This is a genomic window from Paenibacillus sp. JCM 9796 (genome assembly GCF_055379675.1).
Genome location: NZ_AP043723.1, coordinates 5,465,784 through 5,486,147 on the forward strand (window position 1 = coordinate 5,465,784; position 20,364 = coordinate 5,486,147).

Annotated in this window: 11 protein-coding genes; all 11 read right to left on the reverse strand. The window is 54.1% G+C overall.

What is annotated here, in order from left to right; translation table 11 throughout:
• Nucleotides 1-3: 3 nt before the first annotated feature.
• The 11 genes from ACZ439_RS26290 to ACZ439_RS26340 all read right to left on the reverse strand — a co-directional run bounded on the left by ACZ439_RS26290 (nt 4) and on the right by ACZ439_RS26340 (nt 20,159).
• Nucleotides 4-2,049 (reverse strand): hydantoinase/oxoprolinase family protein, encoded by a 2,046-nt coding sequence (locus ACZ439_RS26290; protein WP_141336016.1) that lies wholly within the window; start codon nt 2,047-2,049, stop codon nt 4-6.
• A 17-nt stretch (nt 2,050-2,066) separates the two neighbouring features.
• A complete protein-coding gene (locus ACZ439_RS26295) occupies nt 2,067-3,398 on the reverse strand; it encodes a phenylacetate--CoA ligase family protein (protein WP_054797056.1) in 1,332 nt (443 codons plus the stop codon).
• A gap of 223 nt (nt 3,399-3,621) precedes the next feature.
• Nucleotides 3,622-5,538: a XylR N-terminal domain-containing protein gene (locus tag ACZ439_RS26300; RefSeq protein ID WP_164751908.1), complete on the reverse strand. Its 1,917-nt coding sequence runs from the start codon at nt 5,536-5,538 to the stop codon at nt 3,622-3,624.
• A 346-nt stretch (nt 5,539-5,884) separates the two neighbouring features.
• Complete coding sequence (locus tag ACZ439_RS26305; protein WP_464620406.1) at nt 5,885-7,777, reverse strand: substrate-binding domain-containing protein; 1,893 nt, start codon at nt 7,775-7,777, stop codon at nt 5,885-5,887.
• Nucleotides 7,774-8,979 carry a response regulator gene (locus tag ACZ439_RS26310; protein ID WP_141336013.1) on the reverse strand — a complete coding sequence of 402 codons (1,206 nt, stop codon included), beginning with the start codon at nt 8,977-8,979 and terminating at the stop codon, nt 7,774-7,776. The genes ACZ439_RS26305 and ACZ439_RS26310 overlap by 4 nt, the downstream gene beginning before the upstream one ends.
• Nucleotides 8,980-9,015: 36 nt before the next feature.
• The gene (locus tag ACZ439_RS26315; RefSeq protein ID WP_196426826.1) at nt 9,016-10,782 is read right to left on the reverse strand and encodes a sensor histidine kinase; all 1,767 of its coding nucleotides are present in this window, start codon (nt 10,780-10,782) and stop codon (nt 9,016-9,018) included.
• 119 nt (nt 10,783-10,901) lie between these two features.
• On the reverse strand, nt 10,902-11,966 hold the full coding sequence (locus ACZ439_RS26320) for an ABC transporter substrate-binding protein (protein ID WP_258313486.1): 1,065 nt from the start codon (nt 11,964-11,966) through the stop codon (nt 10,902-10,904).
• 123 nt (nt 11,967-12,089) lie between these two features.
• A complete protein-coding gene (gene yjfF, locus ACZ439_RS26325; protein ID WP_155614059.1) occupies nt 12,090-13,151 on the reverse strand; it encodes a galactofuranose ABC transporter, permease protein YjfF in 1,062 nt (353 codons plus the stop codon).
• Nucleotides 13,148-14,161, reverse strand: a complete 1,014-nt coding sequence (locus tag ACZ439_RS26330) for an ABC transporter permease (RefSeq protein WP_127608970.1) — start codon at nt 14,159-14,161, stop codon at nt 13,148-13,150. The genes yjfF and ACZ439_RS26330 overlap by 4 nt, the downstream gene beginning before the upstream one ends.
• The gene (locus ACZ439_RS26335; RefSeq protein WP_054797049.1) at nt 14,133-15,665 is read right to left on the reverse strand and encodes a sugar ABC transporter ATP-binding protein; all 1,533 of its coding nucleotides are present in this window, start codon (nt 15,663-15,665) and stop codon (nt 14,133-14,135) included. Before ACZ439_RS26335 ends, ACZ439_RS26330 begins: the two co-directional genes overlap by 29 nt.
• A gap of 234 nt (nt 15,666-15,899) precedes the next feature.
• Entirely contained in the window at nt 15,900-20,159 is a 4,260-nt protein-coding gene (locus tag ACZ439_RS26340; protein ID WP_164751910.1) for a PA14 domain-containing protein, read from the reverse strand.
• Nucleotides 20,160-20,364 lie beyond the last annotated feature (205 nt).

The window sequence follows — 20,364 nt, forward strand, 5'->3', positions numbered from 1 at the left end:
CGGTTACACCTCCAAGATTCCATTCAAATGTTGATCCATCCGGTAGCCGGCGTTCGGCGGAATGAAAATCGTCGTATCGTTACTCTCGATAATGGCCGGTCCGGCAATCTCATTGCCAGGCTTCAAAAGCGATAAATCATAAATGCGCGCCTCGAATTGATCCGTTCCCATTCCGATCGATCTGAACCCTTTTTGCGCCGGCAGAGGATTGCTGTCGGACATCGCTGCCTCCGGCAAACGATAATGGGAGACGGGAGCCTGAGCACGGAGACGAATAAATTCAACGATCAATTCGGAAGCCTTCCATGTCCGGCACAACCCTTGCAAATATTCGTTTATTTCTTTGGCGTTTGCTTGCGTTTCAACAGTAGAGAACGGCAGCGGATATATACCCCGCTTCTTCCCGTCTGCTGTCGTTACCTCCACTTCGATATCGAAGCAAACCTCTTCCTGGCTAAAGCCTTCGCCGCGCATATCGCGGTATGCCCAATTTTTCATGATGCCCAGCTTTTCCGACAACTCGGAATGCAACGCGGGATCCGCCGAATCCTCATTCGCCCGGATTTGAAAACGGCTTCTAGTTTCGTAGACATGGTTAATGTCGGCTGTGGATAGACCGAAAGCGCTGAACACAGAACTGAAAGGGAACGTATAGATACGTTTGATTCCGCATTTTTGGGCCATGTCCGCACAAAACAAGCCGCCGCCGCCTCCGAAGGAGAAGAGTACGAAGTTTTCCGGTGTGTATCCCCTTTCTGCAGCAAGGCTCTTTAAAGCTTCCGAACCGATCGTCGTTAATTCATCGATGATGAGGCCGGCTGCTTCCCGAACGGAAATATGGAGAGGAGCGGCGATCGCCCTCTGGATCGCGTCATGTGCTTTTTGGGCGTGAAGCTTCTTCTTCCCTCCAAGGAAGAACTCCGGATCGATGAGTCCTAGAATGACGGCCGCATCCGTCACGGTCGGCTTGGAGCCTCCCAGATTGAAGCAAGCCGGCCCGGGTACTGCCCCTGCGCTTTCAGGACCGACCTGAACCTTGCCCTCCTTCGTTACCTTGGCGATCGATCCTCCGCCCCCGCCTACGGAAAGAACATGTATTAAAGGTGTATGAACGGGCACCTTGGCAATCGAGGAAGCGGTATCGAATGTCATCTTCCCGTTGTAGATCAAGCCGACATCTGTACTGGTACCGCCGACATCCAGGGTCAGGATGTTATCGATTCCATATTGTTGTCCGACATATTGCGTTCCCATCAATCCTGCAGCCGGGCCCGAGTTATACGTATCGATCGCTTTGGTTTTAGCCACCCTGGCCACCCCGCCGTTCGAGTGCGCAATGAGCAGCGGGTTGGTCAACCCTTGCTGCCGTATGCCTTCATCCGCTTTATACAGGTATTTGACCATGTCGCGATGAAGGTAAGCGTTTACAATCGCGGCGTTGGTTCGAATTCCGTCATCGGCCCGAAGACTGATTTCTCCTGCCAAGAGGACGGACTTCGCCCCCAAATAGTGGGTAGGAAAATCCGTTTGAATGATATCTCGCACTTTGCGCTCGTTATCTGTATTGAGGTGGGCGTTTTTCAGGCTGACTACGAAGGCGCGCGCGCCCGCATCCAGCAATTTTTTCGTGGCGCTGCGAACTTCATCCTCGTCGACCTCTACGCTAATACTCCCGTCCTCCGCCACTTTCCCGCGAATCCCAACCACTAATTCCGGTTCGACAAGGAAGTTAAGAACGGGGTTCTTCTCTTGATAAAGCGAGCGATCAAAACCTTCGGTCACAATCAAACCAAGCTTGGGCCCTGTACGCTGGATCAGCGAGTTCGTTCCGACGGTCGTGGATAAACGGATCGTCTTGGTTTGCAACAGAAAATCTCCCACATTCTCAAACCCGAACCGGCGCGCTCCTTCGGCAATGCATTGATTAAAACAAACGGTTAAATCATGCGGAGTCGTGTCTACCTTGACGGTTTCGTATTTCCCGCCTTGGGTGAAGAAACCGTCGGTAAACGTTCCCCCTGTGTCGATATCAACAGTAAATTGCGACACGTTCAACCCTCCATTCGCTATTTGAACATTTCTTTAACAAGTTTGGCCTTCATTTCAAACCGCGGTAATGTTCCCGGGGGAACGAGCTCAATATTTGCCGAGAAAAACAGTTTTGTGCGAAGCTCATTTTCGAGCTCTGACTTTAACCGATGCAGCTCCTCTTCCGTCAGCCCATTTCCATGTTCTACAAGTACAGGCAGCGGTGGATTCACTAAGGGAGGCGGCTGATGCAAAAGGATTTGAATTTCCCCGGTTGTCTTCGGCCGGAACATGCTGATCACATCACGTATCGCACTTGGGAAAACATTCACTCCTCTCACGATCAGCATGTCGTCGGTACGGCCGATGCAGCGGATGCGGAAGCTGTTCAATCCGCAGGAGCACGGCGCCGTTTCCACGCGAACGAGGTCCCTGGTGCGAAATCTCAATAAGGGTACGCATTGACGGTCAATTGCCGTATAAACCAGTTCTCCTTCGCAATCTTGGGACAGCTCGATGGGTTGACCGCTTTCCGGATCAATGATTTCACAAATTACGTAGTCGGGAGCGACGAAATGCATCCCGTTCTGCTCCGAACATTCGCCGAACAGAACCGGAGCCATATCTGCGTTGCCCATCGCCTCGACTACCCTGCATCCCCAATCCTCCTCAATTCTCCTGCGAATTTCGGGCATTCCGCCCCCCGGTTCTCCGCCGGTTGAGATGAGCTTCAGTCCCAATTCCTTCGGCTCCATTCCCCATTTGTTCCTGACATGCTCCGCCAAGTAAAAGGAATAGGACGGGGTACAAAGCATCACATCCGCTTTCAAATCGATGATGGAGCTGATCACCCGGTCAGAAGCCCCCGTTCCGATGGGAATGAATGTCGCGCCAAGCCGTTCGATGCCTTCTTTGGCCGAAGAACCGACGAAAAAGGTTAATCCCATGGCAAAGACGACCCGGCTTTCACGCCTCATCCCGCCCGTGTACATGACCCGGGAGACGATTTCATTCCACACTTCACGATCGCTATCCGTGATTCCCACATACGTCGGGCGGCCGGTCGTCCCGGAAGAAGCGTGGATCCGGATGATGTCTTCCATCGGAACGGCTCCATGAAGTCCCAATGGAGGAGCTGCAAGCTGGCTTTCCCGCAGTTCATCTTTGGTTGTAAAAGGAATCTTGGCTAAATCCCGCAGTCCCTGAATATGCTCCGGGCTAATTCCGGCCTGATCCAATTTGCGCCGGTAAAACTCGGATCGGTCATACACATAACGGATTTGGTTGCGCAGTTTTTCCGCTTGAAGCTGCGGCAGCTGTGAATTGAAAACCTTCTCCTGAAGCGAAGGGTTAAACGGGCTGGTTGGCATAAAAACTCACCTCCAATAATTTTGATCTTCACAGCTCCATACTATTTTAAATATTCAGAATATTCAATGCGCATTTAGGTTAAGTTCTTAATCCTTTTTGCACTTCATCGGTTAATCGATTCGTACAAAAAAAGCATCGGCACTTTATACGAAGCGTCTAAATCCCGTTAACAAAAATACCTCTATGTCTGCACTGTCGCAGCATAGAGGTCATCTTCATTCGCTACAATTCAAATACTCCGTAAAACATAAGGATTTGCAGCGCCAAATGCGTATCGAAAAAATCCTTTGCCCTTGTCAGGTCGATCCCGCTGATCTCCTGAATGCGTTTTAGACGATATCGGATTGCGCCGATCGAAATCATCATTTCTCGCGACGTCTGATGAATATTTCCTTGGTTTTCCAAAAACAGGTACAGCGTTTTTAAAAGCTCGGCATCTTTTTCCTTATCGTAGGCCAATAAATCCTTAAGCAATCTCATGGCAAAGCTCTCCAGCTCTTGCGCATTTTTGGCGTGGAGAATAATTCCGAGCGATCCGAGCTCATCAAAGGTAATGACATTCGACTTCACTACTCTCGAATGCGCTATTCCAATGGATTTGTTGGCTTCCTCATATCCGTTCCGAAACGAGCCTATCCCTTTGCAAAGAGAGCTGACACCGAGCGTAATCCTGAAATCCGCATAGTTGGCATTGACGATATTCACCAACAATTCGCCGAATGATTTCGGATCAAGCTTCATCTGGGTCAACAGCACTTCGGGTATGACGGAAATGATTTTATCGAGCCTGGTTGAAACGAGACCATTTCTCCCGTACGATTTCAATTGACTATGTATGGTTTCCGCGATCCTTTTTTTGAATTCCATGAAATGGGTATCCCGCTGTTGAACGTGGCTTTCATAACGGTGCTGCAGGCTGAAGACAAATACATAATGGGGCTTGTCCAGATCGTATCCCATCAATTTCATTCGGTAGGATAGGTTTTCCACATTCGGATTTTCGATGAGAAGCTCGTTCAGAAACTCCCCTTTCATGCGCTGTTCCGCCTCAATGACCGTCCGTTCATTCAGAAATTGAACCGCACATATCGTAGAGGCGCGCTGCAGCGAAATGGTTTCGATTTCATCAAACGGGTCGAGCGGTTTGACCAATGAAAGATACCCGCATACTTCATTCTTCAGTAGAACGGGAGAGATTAAGCGTTCATGCTGCCAGCCGAACTGTCCGGGAACGGAAAGATGAACCGTTCTTTTTTCATCCATTAACCGCTGGATCCGTTGTGCCTGCTTCCCGCCCGAAGTTTGAATAAACGTTAAGATATCATGAGGCGTATACTCGCCGAATGATTCAAGCAGGTTGAAATTTTTATCCTCCAGGACAACCGTTGTACGAAGATTCTGAGCCAAAATTTTGACGATCGTGGACAATCCTCCGCCTTGAATCAGTATTTTTGACAATTTTTCATTGATGCTTAAGGCGTTGCTCAACACTTCCTTCTGTTTTTCTATCCGGCGGTAAGCTCTATCTAGCTCTATCGCTAGATTCTCCTCTTTGTAGAAAGGTAATTCCGGATTGATTTCCGCATCCCATTCTTCGACAGGTTTCCCCACATATCGGCAATGCCGGTCGCCTTTGCCTATGCATTCGATTTCTTTAAAAATGACTTTCCTTCCTAAAAATTCGCTGCCGTATCCGCCGGCATAACCGATCAGGGTCGAGCAAACCGGCTCATGATGATAGCCGAAATACTCCAAATGCTGCTCCGCTTCGTAAGAATGGTGCCAATACCCTTCACTGTAAAATTCCCCGGTTTCGCGGTTTCCCCGAATCTCGATCGGAACGGCCAGTACGTTTCCTGTAACTCCGTGAATTTTCGGGCCCGCCAGAAGCCATTCCGTTTCCTCCTCCCATGCAAACACATCCTTGACGTACCTCGCATCGTTGGTTCCGCAATGCCACCCGTACCGGAGCAAAAAACCTTTCGCCCGATCCATGCCCAGAGCGGAAATCAGATCTTTACGCAAGGTACCTAAGGCATCGACCCCGACAAAAATGGTTCGCCGATCTTTAAAAAAAATTTTCCCCTCATTCGACTGAAATGATAGCAATTCGGCGGCAGATAAGTCGGTAGCCCTCATTGTTCTTTCTCCTTTCACCATTGGACCGGTTTTTGATTAGACTTTCTATCCTTCCTGGTGACCTGCAAAAAAACGATCGAAAGACGACTGTCAACAGTATGAATAAAGATTGGAGTATAGGAAATAATCGCAAGTCATTGAAAGCGTATACATTTTAAAGAATATCGGTACACCTAAGCTTTGGGGATACGATACTTTGAATATTTTAACATATTGTTGATCGCTAATGATCTACTGGCTAGGCTATAGCTTTTAAGAGCTCCTTCCACATCGCAGTTGCAACGAACGGACTTAGGCTTCCTGAGCAAGCGCAGGACAAGCAGCAGAAGGATGGCCGGGAAGCCTATTAATACTCCCGGCTCTGCAGCTCGCGCTTGGCCGAATCCTGGGTGAACACGCCCTCCGACGTGATGATTTTCATCGGCAGCTCCTTGCCCTCCTTATGATCCTTGACGGCTTTCATCAGCTGCGGGCCGAGCAGGGGGTTGCATTCTACGACGAAGTTCAGCTTTCCCGTAGCAAGCGCCTTGAGCGCCGTCTTGGTCGCATCGATCGATATGATCACGATGTCCTTGCCCGGCTGTAAGCCGAATCTCTCAATGGCCTGCATCGCACCAAGCGCCATATCGTCGTTATGGGCATACACAACCTGAATATCGCGGCCCCGCCGCTGCAGCGCCTCCGACATTAACGCTCTGCCCGACTCCAGCGTGAAATCACCCTTCAGCGATTCGATCAGCTGAAAGTTAAAGTCATTGCCGATAACCTCCTCGAAGCCTTGCTTGCGTCCTGCCGCTGGGTCGGAGCCCTCCGTCCCCTGCAGCTCGACGATCTGAACCTTTCGTTCCCGGCTTCCAAGCTCCTGCAAAAGCCATCGTGCCGCACGCCGGCCTTCCTCCACGAAATCCGAGCCGATGTAGGACGTCCATAAGGAATCGTCCTCTGTCTTGACTTCACGGTCCGACAAGATGACCGGGATGCCGGCCTGCTTCGCTTCTTGCAGCACCTGGTCCCAGCCCGTCTTCACGACCGGTGAGAACACGATGATATCGACGCGGGCCTGAATGAACTTACGGATCGCTTCCACCTGCTTCGCCTGACTCTGGTCGGCGTTCTCGTACAGCAGCTCGAACCCTTCCTCCTTCGCCGCTGCCATTACCGAATTCGTATGGGCGAGCCGCCAGCCGCTTTCCGTTCCGACCTGTGCAAAGCCGATCTTGAGCTGATGCCTCTCCTCCGTAAATGGCGGGGAAATCGCCGGATACGAGGCCAAGCGCTGCTCGAAGGCTGCGGCATTATCCTGTGTGATGCGATAGCTGCGTAAAATCACCTTCTTCGGAATACCCTTTTCCTTATTCAAAATATCGAGGGCATACCGGATCGCTTCGCCGCCCCCGGTCGGACTGGTGAACGTGCCGGACAAAATGCCGTTCTTGACAAGCGGCAATCCGCCGTTCTCGGTATTGACCCCGTCGACGCCGATAATTCTCACATCCTGCAGACCGCTCCGCTGCAGCGCCCGCGAAGCCCCAAGCGCCATGGCGTCGTTCTGCGCGAAAACAAGGTCGATGCGCGGACTGCGCATCAATACGGCTGACATTTCGTCCTCGGCACGGTCCCGCTGCCAGTCCGCGTACACCGTATGCAGCAAGCGAAGGTTATCCTGTCCGGCGAGCGCTTCGCGGAAGCCCAGGCTGCGTTCTTCCACCGTGGGTGACCCTTGTACGCCTTGGATTTCTACAATGCTGCCGCCGCTCGGTCCGAGCAGCTGCTTCACGTATTCGCCCGCTTTGCTGCCGATCAAGCGGTTGTCGGTCCCGATGTATAGCGTATAATCGTAGCCGGTCACACCCCGCCCCAGCACAATGACTGGAATTTTGGCGTACACCTCCGCAATGGTCGGGGTCAGCAGAATCGGATCGTCCAAGGAAATGATCAGCAGATCGATCCCGTAGCCCATGAGCTTGTGCACATCGTCCGTTTGCTGCTTGCTGTCATTCGCGGCATCCGTGAAAATGACGCGCAGGTCGCTATGCCGGGCGACCTCACGCTTGATCTCCTCGTTCATGACGATCCGCCACGGCTCGATCAGATTCGGCTGCGAGACACCGACCAAGTATTGAACCTGATCCTTCGGCACCTTCTGCCCGCTCGTGCCGCGTATGGACGATATGAAGCTGACCATGAGTATAAATAAGGTGAAAACGATGAGCGCCAGTTTGGCCCTGCCGCTGGTCATGTACGACACCCTTTACGATAAGACATCGGCGATACGCCCGTTATTTTTTTGAACGCGTTGCTGAAGTAATGCTGGCTGTTGTAGCCAACCTTCTCCGCGATTTCGTACACTTTATAATTGGGATCGTTCATATACAGCATCGCCTTGCGAATACGAATCTCGGTTATATAATCAATAAATGAAAGGCCAACCTCTTTCTTAAGCAGCTTGCTCAAATACGTCGGACTGACGCGTACATGGTCGGCTACGTCCTGCAGCGTTAAATTCGGCTCGGCAAACGACTGATCGACGTATTTGCGGGCGAGCATGACGATCGGGGAAAAGTTGACCTTCATCCCGACCTCCCGCACCAGATCATGATAGATACGCTCCGCCGCCAAAACATCCGGCTCCAGCAGCCGGTCCGCGGCGACCACGATTTTCGATAGGATTTCCTCGATCTTACTTTGAATCGAACCGCATACCAGCATCCAATCATGATCCCGTTCGAGGGATGAGAGCACGACGACATGGCCCCTATCATCGGAGAAAACGATATGCTCGCCTAGCGCGGCGACAACCTCCTCGATAATGTTTTTTACGGCGAATTCGAGCAGATCCTTGTTCCAATCGCGTTTCACCGTGCCCACGTTCGTGCTCTGCAGCACTTTAAATACGGCCATGCGGTTCGCTCCGACCGGCAGCTTCAAATGCGCCATTGTACTTTGAATCTCAACCGGAGACAGCACGCCGGCCATCCACTTGCGCAGGAAGGTGTCGCGGATCAGATTGGAATTGCTTTGCAGCTGATGGTTCGCCCAATGGAACCGCTCGCTTTTCGTTTTGTTCTGATCGAGAACCCGCAGCGCCTTCTCCACAACTTCCCGCAGCGCCGCTTTCTCGACCGGCTTCAGGATGTAATCGAACACCTTCAGCTTAACGGCTTGCTGCGCGTATTTGAATTCGTCGTGTCCGGTAATCACGATCACGAGCGCCCCCTCGGAATCGAAGCGAAGCTGCTCGATGAAGGAGAGCCCATCCATAAACGGCATGCAGATATCGACAAATATAAGGTCGGGCTTCAAGGCTTGAGCCTTTTCCAAGGCATCGAGTCCGTCCTCCGCTTCCCCCGTCACTTCAATGCCAAGCTCCTCCCATGGGAGCACCTGTCTGAGCCCTCTGCGAATTTTCGGCTCGTCATCCGCGATCATCAGCTTCCACATCAATAGGATCCCCCTCTTGCCTTTCAGCCCGAATAGTTAAGCTTTCACGAACGGCAAATAGACATCGATGCACGTTCCCTTGCCATATTCGCTCTCCACCTGCACCCCGTAGGACGACCCATACGTAAGCCGAATTCGCTCATGAACGTTGAAAAGGCCGTACCCGCTCTTAAATTCCGGGTTTTCGGAGCCCTGAAGCCCCATTCGAACATACTCGATTTGCTCCGGCTTCATCCCGAGTCCGTCATCTTCAACGCGAAGCCGGATTTTATGCTGCTCCTTGACCGCTTCGATTCGAATCCGGCCGCTGCCCCGTTTCGTCTTGATGCCATGGTAGATCGCATTCTCAACCAGAGGCTGAAGGATCAGCTTCAGCACGCTGCAGCCCTCCAGCTCCTCGGCCACGCGAATCTCGTAGTTCAGCTTTCCTTCGTAACGCGCCATTTGAATGATCAGATAGCTCTCCACGTGCTTGAGCTCTTCGGACAACCGGATGATCTCATGCCCCTTGCTCAGCCCGATGCGGAACAAATTCGTCAGCGCACCGATGATCTCCACAATGTCGTCGGCCTTCCGGTCCTGCGCCATCCATTGAATCGTATCCAACGTGTTGTACAGAAAATGCGGCTTGATTTGCGCCTGCAAAATTTTAAGCTCGGCCTCCCGCTTCTCCTTCTGCTCCGTGTATACCATATGAATCAGGCGCTCAATTTCCTGCACCATCTTGTTGAAGCTGTGCCCGAGCTGCCCGATTTCATCGTTGGACCGGCTGCGGAAACGCAGATTCAATTCCCCCTCCTCCACCTTGCGCATCAAGCTTCGCAGCTTGCGTACCGGACTGATGATCGAATTCGTGAAAAACCAAGAGGCGGCGAACGCCAACACCAGCGTCACCAGTACGACAAGCACCGTGTAAAACTGCAGTCGCGTAATGACGCTGCGCGACTCGTCGAGCGGGAATACACCCACGATTTTCCAGCCGATGTTCTGGAAGGGCGTATGCATGATCTGATAAGAACGCCCGTTGATCGTCTTAATCAGATCGTTGGAAGCGCTTACCATCCATTCCGCCTTAATTCGGTAAACGACAGGATTGACCGATGAATACACAATCCCTCCTTGGCGGTCCGTCATATATATAAATCCGCTTTTGCCCAAAGAAACCGATTCAATGGTTTGTTGGATAATATTCAACTTCATGTCGATCAGCACGACCCCGAGCATGTTTCCCGTGAGCGGGTCTTTAATCGCTTTCACGAACGACAGCACTTGGTCGGCACTGTAGTTATGGTCCGCCTTGATATTCCGACCGATCGGCTTGCTGATCATATGCAGCTCGTCCGGCCGTTCCGCGGCTTCCCGATACCAAGCTTCGGATGTAAGCCGGTCCCGGGATATCGTTCCCAACCGGTTGCTGATCCACCCGCCCGCGCGGTTGACCAAGAGGATGCCGGCAATTTCCCCGTGGCGCTCCTCATATCGCCGCATCACTTCCCGAAGCGCCCATTCGTCACCCGTTTGTCCGGCGTAAAAGGACCTCACCTCACGGTCCTGGGCGATGTACTCGATGATGTTCTCCATTTCCGTGAAGTAAAAGCTGATGTTGTTCTTGACCTGACCCATCATCTGACTCGTATGCTCGTTCGTGCTTTCCTCGATGGAACGCTGATACATGGTGCTGCCGACCGCGCTTAAGGTCACGATGGAGATCAGAATAATAAGCACGAAATACAAAAGCAGCTTGAAGCGAATGCTGTTACGATACAAATGTTTGACGTTCATGCCCTTGGTCGACGCGAACACGCACTCACCCGATTTCGTTTTACTCTATTATAACGCAGGCGAACGCTCCTGTTAATATCTGGAATAACAAAATTGCAAAGGAGCCGGAGCCCCTTTGCAACCTGACCTGAAGCAGCTGCTTAGTATTTGCGGGTTGGAAGCGCGTCGATCGCTTTCTGGCCAAAGAAGACGCCTTCCTCCGATTTGATCCATTTCGGCGGCTGTGTGCCGGCCTTCAGATCGAGAATCGCTTTTTTCAACTGCGGCCCAAGCAGCGGGTTACATTCGACGGTGACGTTCAGCTTGCCTTCTTTGATCGCTTCGAAGGCCGCCTTGACGCCGTCGACGGACACGATGAAGATGTCTTTGCCCGGCTTCAAGCCGTATTCTTCAATCGCTTGGATGGCGCCGAGCGCCATATCGTCGTTGTGCGCATAAACGGCATGAATATTTTTGCCGTCGGATTTCAGGAACGCTTCCATCACCTCTTTGCCTTTGGCTCTTGTGAAATCGCCGGTTTGCGACTTGATGATTTTATAGTTCGGATTCGATTTAATGCCTTCCTCGAAGCCCTTCTTGCGGTCGTTCGCCGCACTGGCCCCCACCGTGCCCTGCAGCTCGACGATGTTTACCTTTTTGTCCGCACCCAGCTGCTCTATCATCGTCTTGGCCGCATTCTGGCCCTCCAGAATAAAGTCGGAGCCGATAAATGCCGTGTACAGGGACTCATCGTTCACCTTAACCGTGCGGTCCAGCAGGAATACCGGAATTTTGGCCGCCTTCGCTTCCTCCAGCACCGGCTCCCAGCCCGATTCGACGACCGGCGCCAGCGCGATGACATCGACCTTCTGGGCGATAAAGGAACGGATCGCCTTAATTTGGTTTTCCTGCTTCTGCTGCGCATCGGAGAACTTCAGCTCGAACTGCGCGTCGTTGCCGAACGTTTCTTTAATCGACTGTGTTTCCGCATCCCGCCAGCCGCTCTCCGCCCCGATCTGGGAGAAGCCGAGCACAATCTTCTTATCGGCCTTCGTTTCCGGCGCAGGCGCAGGCGCAGGAGCGGGCGCAGGCGCCGCTTTCGATTCCCCGCCGGACGATGAGCCGCCTGTCGTCGAACCTCCCGAGCTCCCGCACGCCGTTAGCAGCATACCTGCCAGCGTCAGCGCCGTAACCAGTTGAAACGGTCTTTTCATCTTGAACAACATACTTGTGTTCCTCCCTTTGGTTGATCATGTTTACACCTTCACTATAAGATGTTTGGTAAGCGCTTGTATTTAGAATATAGCGTTATAATTTGCTAATTTCGGCACATTATAGTTATCGTCTGCTTAATGCGCAGCCCCTCCCGGCGACTCCACAGATGACCCGGCCGACTGCTTCGCATCGGCTCCCGGCCCAGGGGAAGTGCGCGTAATCGTCTTCCTGCGCTCGCGTCGAAGCAAGATCAAACGCTGGAGCAGGATAAACAAGAATAGCAGAAAGCCTACGGCGATTTTCGTCCACCAGGAGCTCAGCGTGCCTTGATACATGACGATCGTTTGAATGATGCCCGAGCACAAAACGCCGAGCATCGGTCCGATCAAATAGCCGAAGCCGCCGGTTAACAGAATGCCGCCGATGACGCATGCGGCGATCGCGTCCATCTCCATGCCCATCAAGTGCAGGGTATACCCCGACAGCATGTAGAACGTGAATACGATCCCCCCCAGAGCCGAACAGAAGCCGCTGAACGTGTACACCAGCACCGTGATGCGCGCGACCGGCAAGCCCATCAGCACAGCGGACTTCTCGTTGCCTCCGATCGCATACACCCCCCGGCCGAATTCGGTGTATTTGGACATGTATACCGCTATCACGACCATCGCAAGGGCAATCACTACGCTGACCGATATCGTATTGTCGCCGAAGACCGGAATTTTAAACCTGGAGATGGCTTTGTAGGTCGCATCGTTGATGACAAGGCTTTCCGTGCTGATCAAATAGCTGATACCGCGGGCCAGGAACATACCGGCGAGCGTCACGATCCATGGATGCAGCTGAAAGCGGTGGATGATATAGCCTTGCCCCGCACCGAAGAACGTTCCAAGCAGCAGCGATAGCGCCATGACCAAGTAGGCGTTCATGCCTTCCTGCAGCAGCGACGCGGACAATACGCTGACCAGCGCGACGACGGAGGCGACGGATAAATCGATGCCTCCCGCAATAATGACGAAGGCAAGTCCCGTGGCTACGATAATCAGATAGGCGTTGTCGATGAATAAATTGAAGAACACCTGCCAGGAGAAAAATCCGGTATACAAGAACGAGCCTGCTGCATAAAGCAGTGTAATGAGCAGCGTGGTCGTCAAAATGATGATATTGTTCTGATTGATCCTCACTTTGAGCTTCATGATTCGGCCACCGCCTGCTTCGTGCGGCTTTGGAACAGCTCGCGGAAGCGCTCCGACTGCAGCAGGCTGACGACGATGACGACGAACGCCTTCACGACGAGAATGCGCTCAGGCGGAATCCCCATCGAGTAAATCGTCGTGCTTAAAGACTGGATGAACAGCGCCCCGACGACGGTGCCCGCCAAGTAAAATCGTCCTCCGCGCATCGAGGTTCCGCCGATCACGACAGCCAGAATCGCGTCCAGCTCAATCCACAGCCCCGCGTTGTTGGCGTCCGCGCTGCTGATATTGGAGCTGACCAGCAGCCCCGCGATGGCGGCGCATAAGCCGCATACCGCATAGACGAACAAGTAAATTTTGCGCGGCTCCACGCCCGCGTACTCACTGGATATTTTGTTCGTGCCCGTCGCTTCCAGGAACAGACCGAGGGCCGTACGTTTTTTCAACACATAAACGAGACCGAACACGGCTGCGGCTACATAAACAGAGAACGGAAGACCGAACAGAAAGCCTTTGCCGATATACCCGTACGCCGCGTTGCTTGTGGTCAGCACCTGCCCTTCCGTGATCAGCTGGGCGATGCCCCGGCCGACCGTCATGAGAATGAGCGTGCCGACCATCGGCTGAATGCCGAACACCGACACGAGCATGCCGTTCCAAAGTCCGCACAGGATCCCGACGGCAAGCGCCGCAAGAATGGCTACCCAGAGCGGTGTCGACTCCAGCAGCGAAATGGAGACCGCCCCTGCAATCGCGAGTACGGAGCCGACCGAAATATCGATGCCCTCCTTGGCGATGACGAGCGTCATACCGATGGCGATAATCAGCGTCGGCGCCGCCCGGTTCAGGACGTCGATCAAGCTGCCGAACAGGTGACCGTCTTTTATTTCGATTTGAAAAAAGCCGGGTACAAAGATGAAATTGAACAGCAATATTGCCGTCAACGCCAGCACCGGCCAAAATATTTTCATTCGTGTGAAGTTAAGCGCCCGTTGTTTTATAAGCGACATTCGGCTCGGCTCCTTCCGCAATCATTCGCATGATGTTTGATTCGTTCATCGCATCCCCGGCTACTTCGCCAATTTGCACCCGGTCCCGCAGCACCACGATCCGGTCGCAGCATTCGATCATCTCCTGGAGCTCGGAGGAAATGATCAGGATCGACAGACCGCCGGAGGCCAGTTCAAGGATCAGCTTGCGAATCTCTCCCTTGGAGCCGACATCGATCCCGCGTGTCGGTTCGTCCAGAATAAGCAGCTTGGGCTGGGTCGCCAGCCATCTGGCCAGAATGACCTTTTGCTGGTTGCCTCCGCTTAGATTGTCGATGCGCTGTTCCATGCCAGGGGTTTTGATGCGCAGCAGATCGATAAAGTGCTGGGCGAGCTCCTGCTGCTTCTTCAGCGGGATGTGACGGAACAAGCCCAGCTTCGCCTGCAGGGCAAGCACGATATTTTCGCGGATCGTCAGCTCGCCCACAATGCCTGCCACCTTGCGATCCTCCGGACAAAACCCGAGCCCCTGGCGGATTGCCTGCTTCGGATAGATCGAACGGAACGTTTCCTCCCCGATCACCAGCACCCCGTCGTCGGCCTGATCGATGCCGAAAATCAGCTTGGCGATTTCCGTCCGGCCGGAGCCGAGAAGACCCGCCAGGCCGACAACCTCGCCCTTCTTCACCGAGAGGCTGACCGGCTGGATGGAGCCAACGCGGCTTAAGCCTTTCGTCGAGACGATCGCCTCGGAGGATAAGCTTGGGGTCATTTTCCGCTGGCGCTCCTCTTCCTTCCACTCCCGGCCGATCATTTTGGAAACGAGACTGCTCTTGGGCAGCTCTTTCGTGGGGTATTCGCCAACAAGCGCCCCGTTGCGCAGAATCGTGATGCGGTCCGTCACCTCGTACACCTGATCTAGAAAGTGCGTGACAAATACGATGCCAAGTCCATCTTCGCGAAGCTTCCGCATGACCGCGAACAGCTGCGCCACCTCTTTGTTATCCAGGCTCGAGGTCGGCTCATCCAGAATAAGCACGCCGCTCGACATATCGACGGCGCGTGCGATCGCCACCATCTGCTGAATGGCCACGGAGTATTCAGACAAGGGCTGTCTGACGTCGATGTTCAGGTTGAGCCGCTGGAGCCGGATCTCGCTCTGCTCGTTGATCCGCTTCCAGTCAATGCCCACTCTTTTCCTCGGCACCCGCCCGATAAACAAGTTTTCCGCCACCGATAAATTGGGACACAGATTAATTTCCTGATACACCGTACTGATGCCGATGCTCTGCGCCTCCTGCGGCGACCGGACGATCACCGGCTTTCCCTCCAGCCACACCTGTCCCGCATCCATGGTATAGACGCCGGTCAGCACTTTAATCAGTGTCGATTTTCCTGCGCCGTTCTCGCCCATCAGCGCATGAATTTCACCCCGATGTAACGTAAAATTCACATCACTCAGCGCTTTAACCCCGGGAAAGGACTTGCTGACGCCTTCCATTTTCAACAATAGATTGTCACTCATTAGGTGAGCACCTTCCTTCCCATCATCGGTATTCCTGCTTGCGTTTATGGAGAGTATCAAACTCCCGGAAGCTCAGCTTAACTTTCATTTTAAGTTCAAGGCTGCCAGGTGTATTTAGACGGAAAGGTTATTTTTTACAAATTTCCGTTCTATTTCGCATACAGCGCGAACGCCAAACAGGCTTCCGCAAAGATTGCTTACGGAAGCCTGTTCGGTATAAACCTGCTTGATGGCTTATTGCAGCACGGATCTGGCCACAGTGGTCAGATCTTGAATATCGACCTTGCCGTCCTGATTCAGATCAGCTGTCGCGGACCAGCCGCTGTCCCCCTGTTGCTTGCCGTAATGGCTCGCTATGATGGCCAAATCGCCGATCGAAATGCTGCCGTTTCCGTTCAGATCGGCGTTGATTTTACGTCCTTCAAACGCCAGCATAGCCGTTGTCAGCGCGTTTAAGGCTTCCGTAATTTGCTGCTGCGTCGCCTCCGCGTCGTTCGCTACGATTGCCGCTTGCGCAATAATCACCTGCATCGCCGCCCTGGAGCCCGGCAAATAATAGCCGTGCCGCAGGTCTTCCACGGCCGCATCCACTTTGGCCTGCGCAGCTGCGATCGCTTCGTTCAAATCCGATTTATCCGGCGCTTCCGCCGTGACTTGAAGCTGATGGGTTGTGCCGGGAATCGTCGTCTCCACTCCGGTTCTGTCCGCAATCGCGATACCGCTCAGCTGAATGGAGGTGTAGGCGCTGCCCGGTGCAGCCGTCGGCTTCGCCTTAAACGAGAGCTTCAGCCAAGCGCCGTTCGCCTCCGCTCCGCCGCCAAGGCTGGCGCCGACCATGCGCACCTTACCCGGCTCCAGCTCGCGCTTCTCCAGCAGGCTGAAGCCGTCCTTTACCGATACGGCGTCCGTTAGCTCCAGCTTAGACGGGTCAAAGCCGACCGTAACATCTTGAGCATAGACGCTGCCGTACACGTTTCCAGCCACATCGCTTAAGCTGTACGTCAGGTCAAAGGACTGCCCGGACCCTACAACCGCCGGCCCCGTAAGCGAGGCCTTAGGCTGCGCTTGAACCGGAGCTCCGACCGAGAAGTAGTCGAAGTCGGCCGTCATGGAGGTGTTGTCCCCGGCCGACAGGCCGTAAAACCCGATTTGAAGATTCGTCAAATCGGCCTGCACCGGATCAGCCGCCGGCGCCCATGCCGCCCCGTCCCAGTAGTGCGTCGTGTACACGTTGCCGGTCTTTTTGATTTGCAGGTAGACGGTATCGGTACCCGGATGCTTCGCCATATTCGTCGCTTTGGTGTATACCGCATTCCGCTCGACCGCCGTTTCCAGCGATTTGCCCGTACTGCCGACAGTATCCCATACATGGCCCAGCCTCACATAGTTGTCCTCGTTCTGCCAAATGATTAAACCGGCCTGCTGATGATTTTTGGCGACAGGCGCCGTGACCTTCGTCGTTATGGCGAAATCGCCCTCCGGGGCTTTGCGCAGAAATACGTTTTTCAGCGAGTTAGAGGTTTGATGGCTATCCCCCGACAAGGTTTGCAGCCGCAAGCTGCCCGGTTTGGCCGTCAAGCTCCAGCGGGCCGCATCCTCCCGGTAAATGGACCAAGCCGGATCCAGCGTACCGGTCGCAAACGAGTCCGTAACGGCGCCCTGCGGAATCGGATCATTCACGCTTACGACGAGCTGCCATTTAGCCGCCTTCAACGCATTCATCGCATGAATCCAGTCATTGGCCGTCGAGCTGCCGTTCATGCTCACGGCCTTCGCAGCGTCAACTGTGGAACGATAGGCGGCGATTGCCTCCTGCGGATATTGGCCGGCGCCATCACCAGCCTGGAGGCGGCTTAATAGCTGCTCCGCCAGCTGGAGCTCATCGATCAGGTCCTCCCTCGTCACGCCGCCGATCAGCTCGCGGTGCGCTTTGGCGATCCGGTTGAAATCCAGCTTCTCGACCTTGCGATCATACGACAGAAGTCCGTTTATCTCGTATTCAACATCTGTGATTTGCGTATAGATAGCGGCACTTAAGCCAGGGCTTTGCTTCAGCTGCTTCAATCGGTCGATGAACTGCACATATTTGTCGGTCAGCTCCTGCTTGCTGTTCATCAGCTGGTACGAGAACACGAGCGGGCTCCACTCATGGCCCGGTACATGCAGGCCGAGTCCGCCGTACTCGCCCAGCACCGCAGCGCGCGTCTGGGTTGGAGTCGGCGAGGTCGGCGCCGGATACGCATGCGCATCGATCAAATCGCCTGCGCCGGAATCCTGCCAGCCGCTGGTATTGTTGATGAGACGCGTCGAATCGAGTCCCTTCACGTAATTGGCCGCGTCTCTTGTTTGCTGTCCGCCCCAGTCGAATTGGCCCCAGCCTTCGTTAAAGACGGTCCAAACGACAATAGACGGTGCGCTGCGGAGCTGATCGACCATCTCCTTGTACTCCTTCAGCCACTGGGTCTTGGTCGCTGGCGTAATGTCGGAACCCCGGTTGCCCTGACGGTCCTCCAGGCTTGGCATATCCTGCCAGACCAGCACACCGAGCTTATCGGCCCAGTAATACCAACGGGCGGGCTCGACCTTGATATGCTTGCGGACCATGTTCATCCCGACCCGCTTGACGGTTTGCAGATCGAACTTCAGCGCCTCATCCGTCGGTGCCGTATACAAGCCGTCCGGATAATAGCCCTGATCCAGCGGTCCCATCTGGAACACAAATTTACCGTTCAGGAGCGGACGCAGCACCCCATCCTCCATCCCGAGCTTGATTTCCCGCATGCCGAAATAGCTGGTTACCTCATCCGCGACCTGCTCCCCGTTCTTCAGGCGCACGGTCAAATCATACAGGAACGGATCGTCCGGCGACCACAGCCTTGGGTTCGGCACGGGCAGCTGCAGCGTCTCGCCTGCCGCTCCGGTCACACGGCCGACGATCTCTCCGCCAACCTTGGCGACGGCTTCGACCGTAAGACCCGGGGCCCCTTGGACGGCCGGCGTCAGCTTCAGCGCTTGGCTCTGCAAATCCGGCGTCATATCCAGCTTCTCGATATGTGCGTTTGCTACCGGCTCCAGCCAGACGGTTTGCCAAATGCCGGACACCGACGTATACCAGATGCCGCCCAGCTTTTTAACCGTTTGCTTACCGACCGCCTGATCCTCGCCCATATCGGTTTGATCCAGCACATGTACGATCAGCTCGTTCGATCCGCTCACCAATGCATCCGTAATATCGAAGCTGAACGACGTGTAGCCGCCCTTGTGACTGCCGATAAGCTTGCCGTTGACATACACCGTGGCCAAATAGTCCACCGCGCCGAAATTGAGGTTCACGCGCTGCCCGCTCCAGCTGTCCGGAACGGTAAACGACCGTTTGTACCACATCCGGTCCTCCACCCGGTTAATCCCGGACAATACCGATTCTGCTGCAAAAGGCACGAGGATTTTTTCCCCCAGCGTCCTGCCTGTCGGAACGGCATCGTCTTCCTTCGCCGCTTCGAACTCCCATTCCCCGTTCAAATTGGCCCACTGCCCGCGGACCAGCTGCGGTCGCGGATAGTCCGGCAGCACGTTCTCCGGGTTCACTTCGGCCGCCCAAGGGGTCGTAATTTGATACGTCGAGCGGTTTTTCAGCTGGACATCGAAGGCCGCGACGGCTGCGCCGTCCCGGGTGTTCAGCCCGCCCTTTCCGTCGTAGCCTGCACGTACAAGCCAGACGTCCTTCGAGTAAATCGGATAGGCAAAGCTCAGCATGATGACATGCGGTTCGCCGGGCTTAAGCGATGCCGAAGCGATCGGCCAATCGACGCCCACCACCTGAATGCGAAGATGCTCCGTCAATCCGGCCGGCAGCTCTTGGAGCGGCTCGCTCAGCACGACCTCGGCTGTAGAGCCGTCCGTTGCTACCGTCCCGCCATAATCGAAGCCGGCCGGCGGATAGAAGGCTTGGGTCGGGACGGCCTGCTTCGGCACACGGGGACTGGACCATCGCAGATGGAGGTTGGAGCCGCCGTTATTCTCGAAGTATTCGAGCTTGAATTCATGCTTCTGCCCGGCGGTTAGCGCTAGGGGAGCGCCGGTTTGCTCCTTATCCCAATCGTCGACCCAGTGATCGATCACCAGCTTGTTGTCAATCCACAACCGGAAGCCGTTATCCCCGATGATCGAAAAGGTATAGTTCTCTGTCGTTTCCGGCTGTATAAAGCCGGTCCATCGGACACTGACGCGATCGTTTCGACCCGTTAGCGCACTGAACACCCCCTCAAGGCTGCCGAAGTCGATGTTCGGGTCGATGATCGTTGATTTCAGCTCGCCGAACGTAAAGTTAGGGGCTCCGGAATTCAGGTAATATTCGGCTTTCAGACCGTGCGTTTCCTCGGGTGCAGTCACGCTCTCGGCGGCTAGCGCCCGGCCGGGCACCCGCAAACTGGTCAAAGTAAACACGAGCACCCAGACGGCAATGAAACCTACACGCAGCGTTTTTTTCCACTTCATGATTGTGAACGACCTCCGATTCATAGAAATGGTCAAGACTTTTTGATGGCGCTTACAACACGTAAAGCCTCCCTTCTTTCTGAATTGAATGCTGCCCCCCTCTTATTGTAGAAAACGGGCCGGACAAAGTATTTACAATATCCTGTTCTTTTTTTGTAATTTTATGATCTGTATAGAAACGATCCCCAACCGCTCCAAGCAATCG

Bases quoted from the DNA above. Each gene is read 5' to 3' on its own strand.
- ACZ439_RS26340 (WP_164751910.1), bottom strand. From the start codon at position 20,159: ATGAAGTGGAAAAAAACGCTGCGTGTAGGTTTCATTGCCGTCTGGGTG.
- ACZ439_RS26295 (WP_054797056.1), bottom strand. From the start codon at position 3,398: ATGCCAACCAGCCCGTTTAACCCTTCGCTTCAGGAGAAGGTTTTCAAT.
- ACZ439_RS26310 (WP_141336013.1), bottom strand. From the start codon at position 8,979: ATGTGGAAGCTGATGATCGCGGATGACGAGCCGAAAATTCGCAGAGGG.
- ACZ439_RS26330 (WP_127608970.1), bottom strand. From the start codon at position 14,161: ATGTCGCTTATAAAACAACGGGCGCTTAACTTCACACGAATGAAAATA.
- ACZ439_RS26320 (WP_258313486.1), bottom strand. From the start codon at position 11,966: ATGTTGTTCAAGATGAAAAGACCGTTTCAACTGGTTACGGCGCTGACG.
- ACZ439_RS26300 (WP_164751908.1), bottom strand. From the start codon at position 5,538: ATGAGGGCTACCGACTTATCTGCCGCCGAATTGCTATCATTTCAGTCG.
- ACZ439_RS26335 (WP_054797049.1), bottom strand. From the start codon at position 15,665: ATGAGTGACAATCTATTGTTGAAAATGGAAGGCGTCAGCAAGTCCTTT.
- yjfF (WP_155614059.1), bottom strand. From the start codon at position 13,151: ATGAAGCTCAAAGTGAGGATCAATCAGAACAATATCATCATTTTGACG.
- ACZ439_RS26305 (WP_464620406.1), bottom strand. From the start codon at position 7,777: ATGACCAGCGGCAGGGCCAAACTGGCGCTCATCGTTTTCACCTTATTT.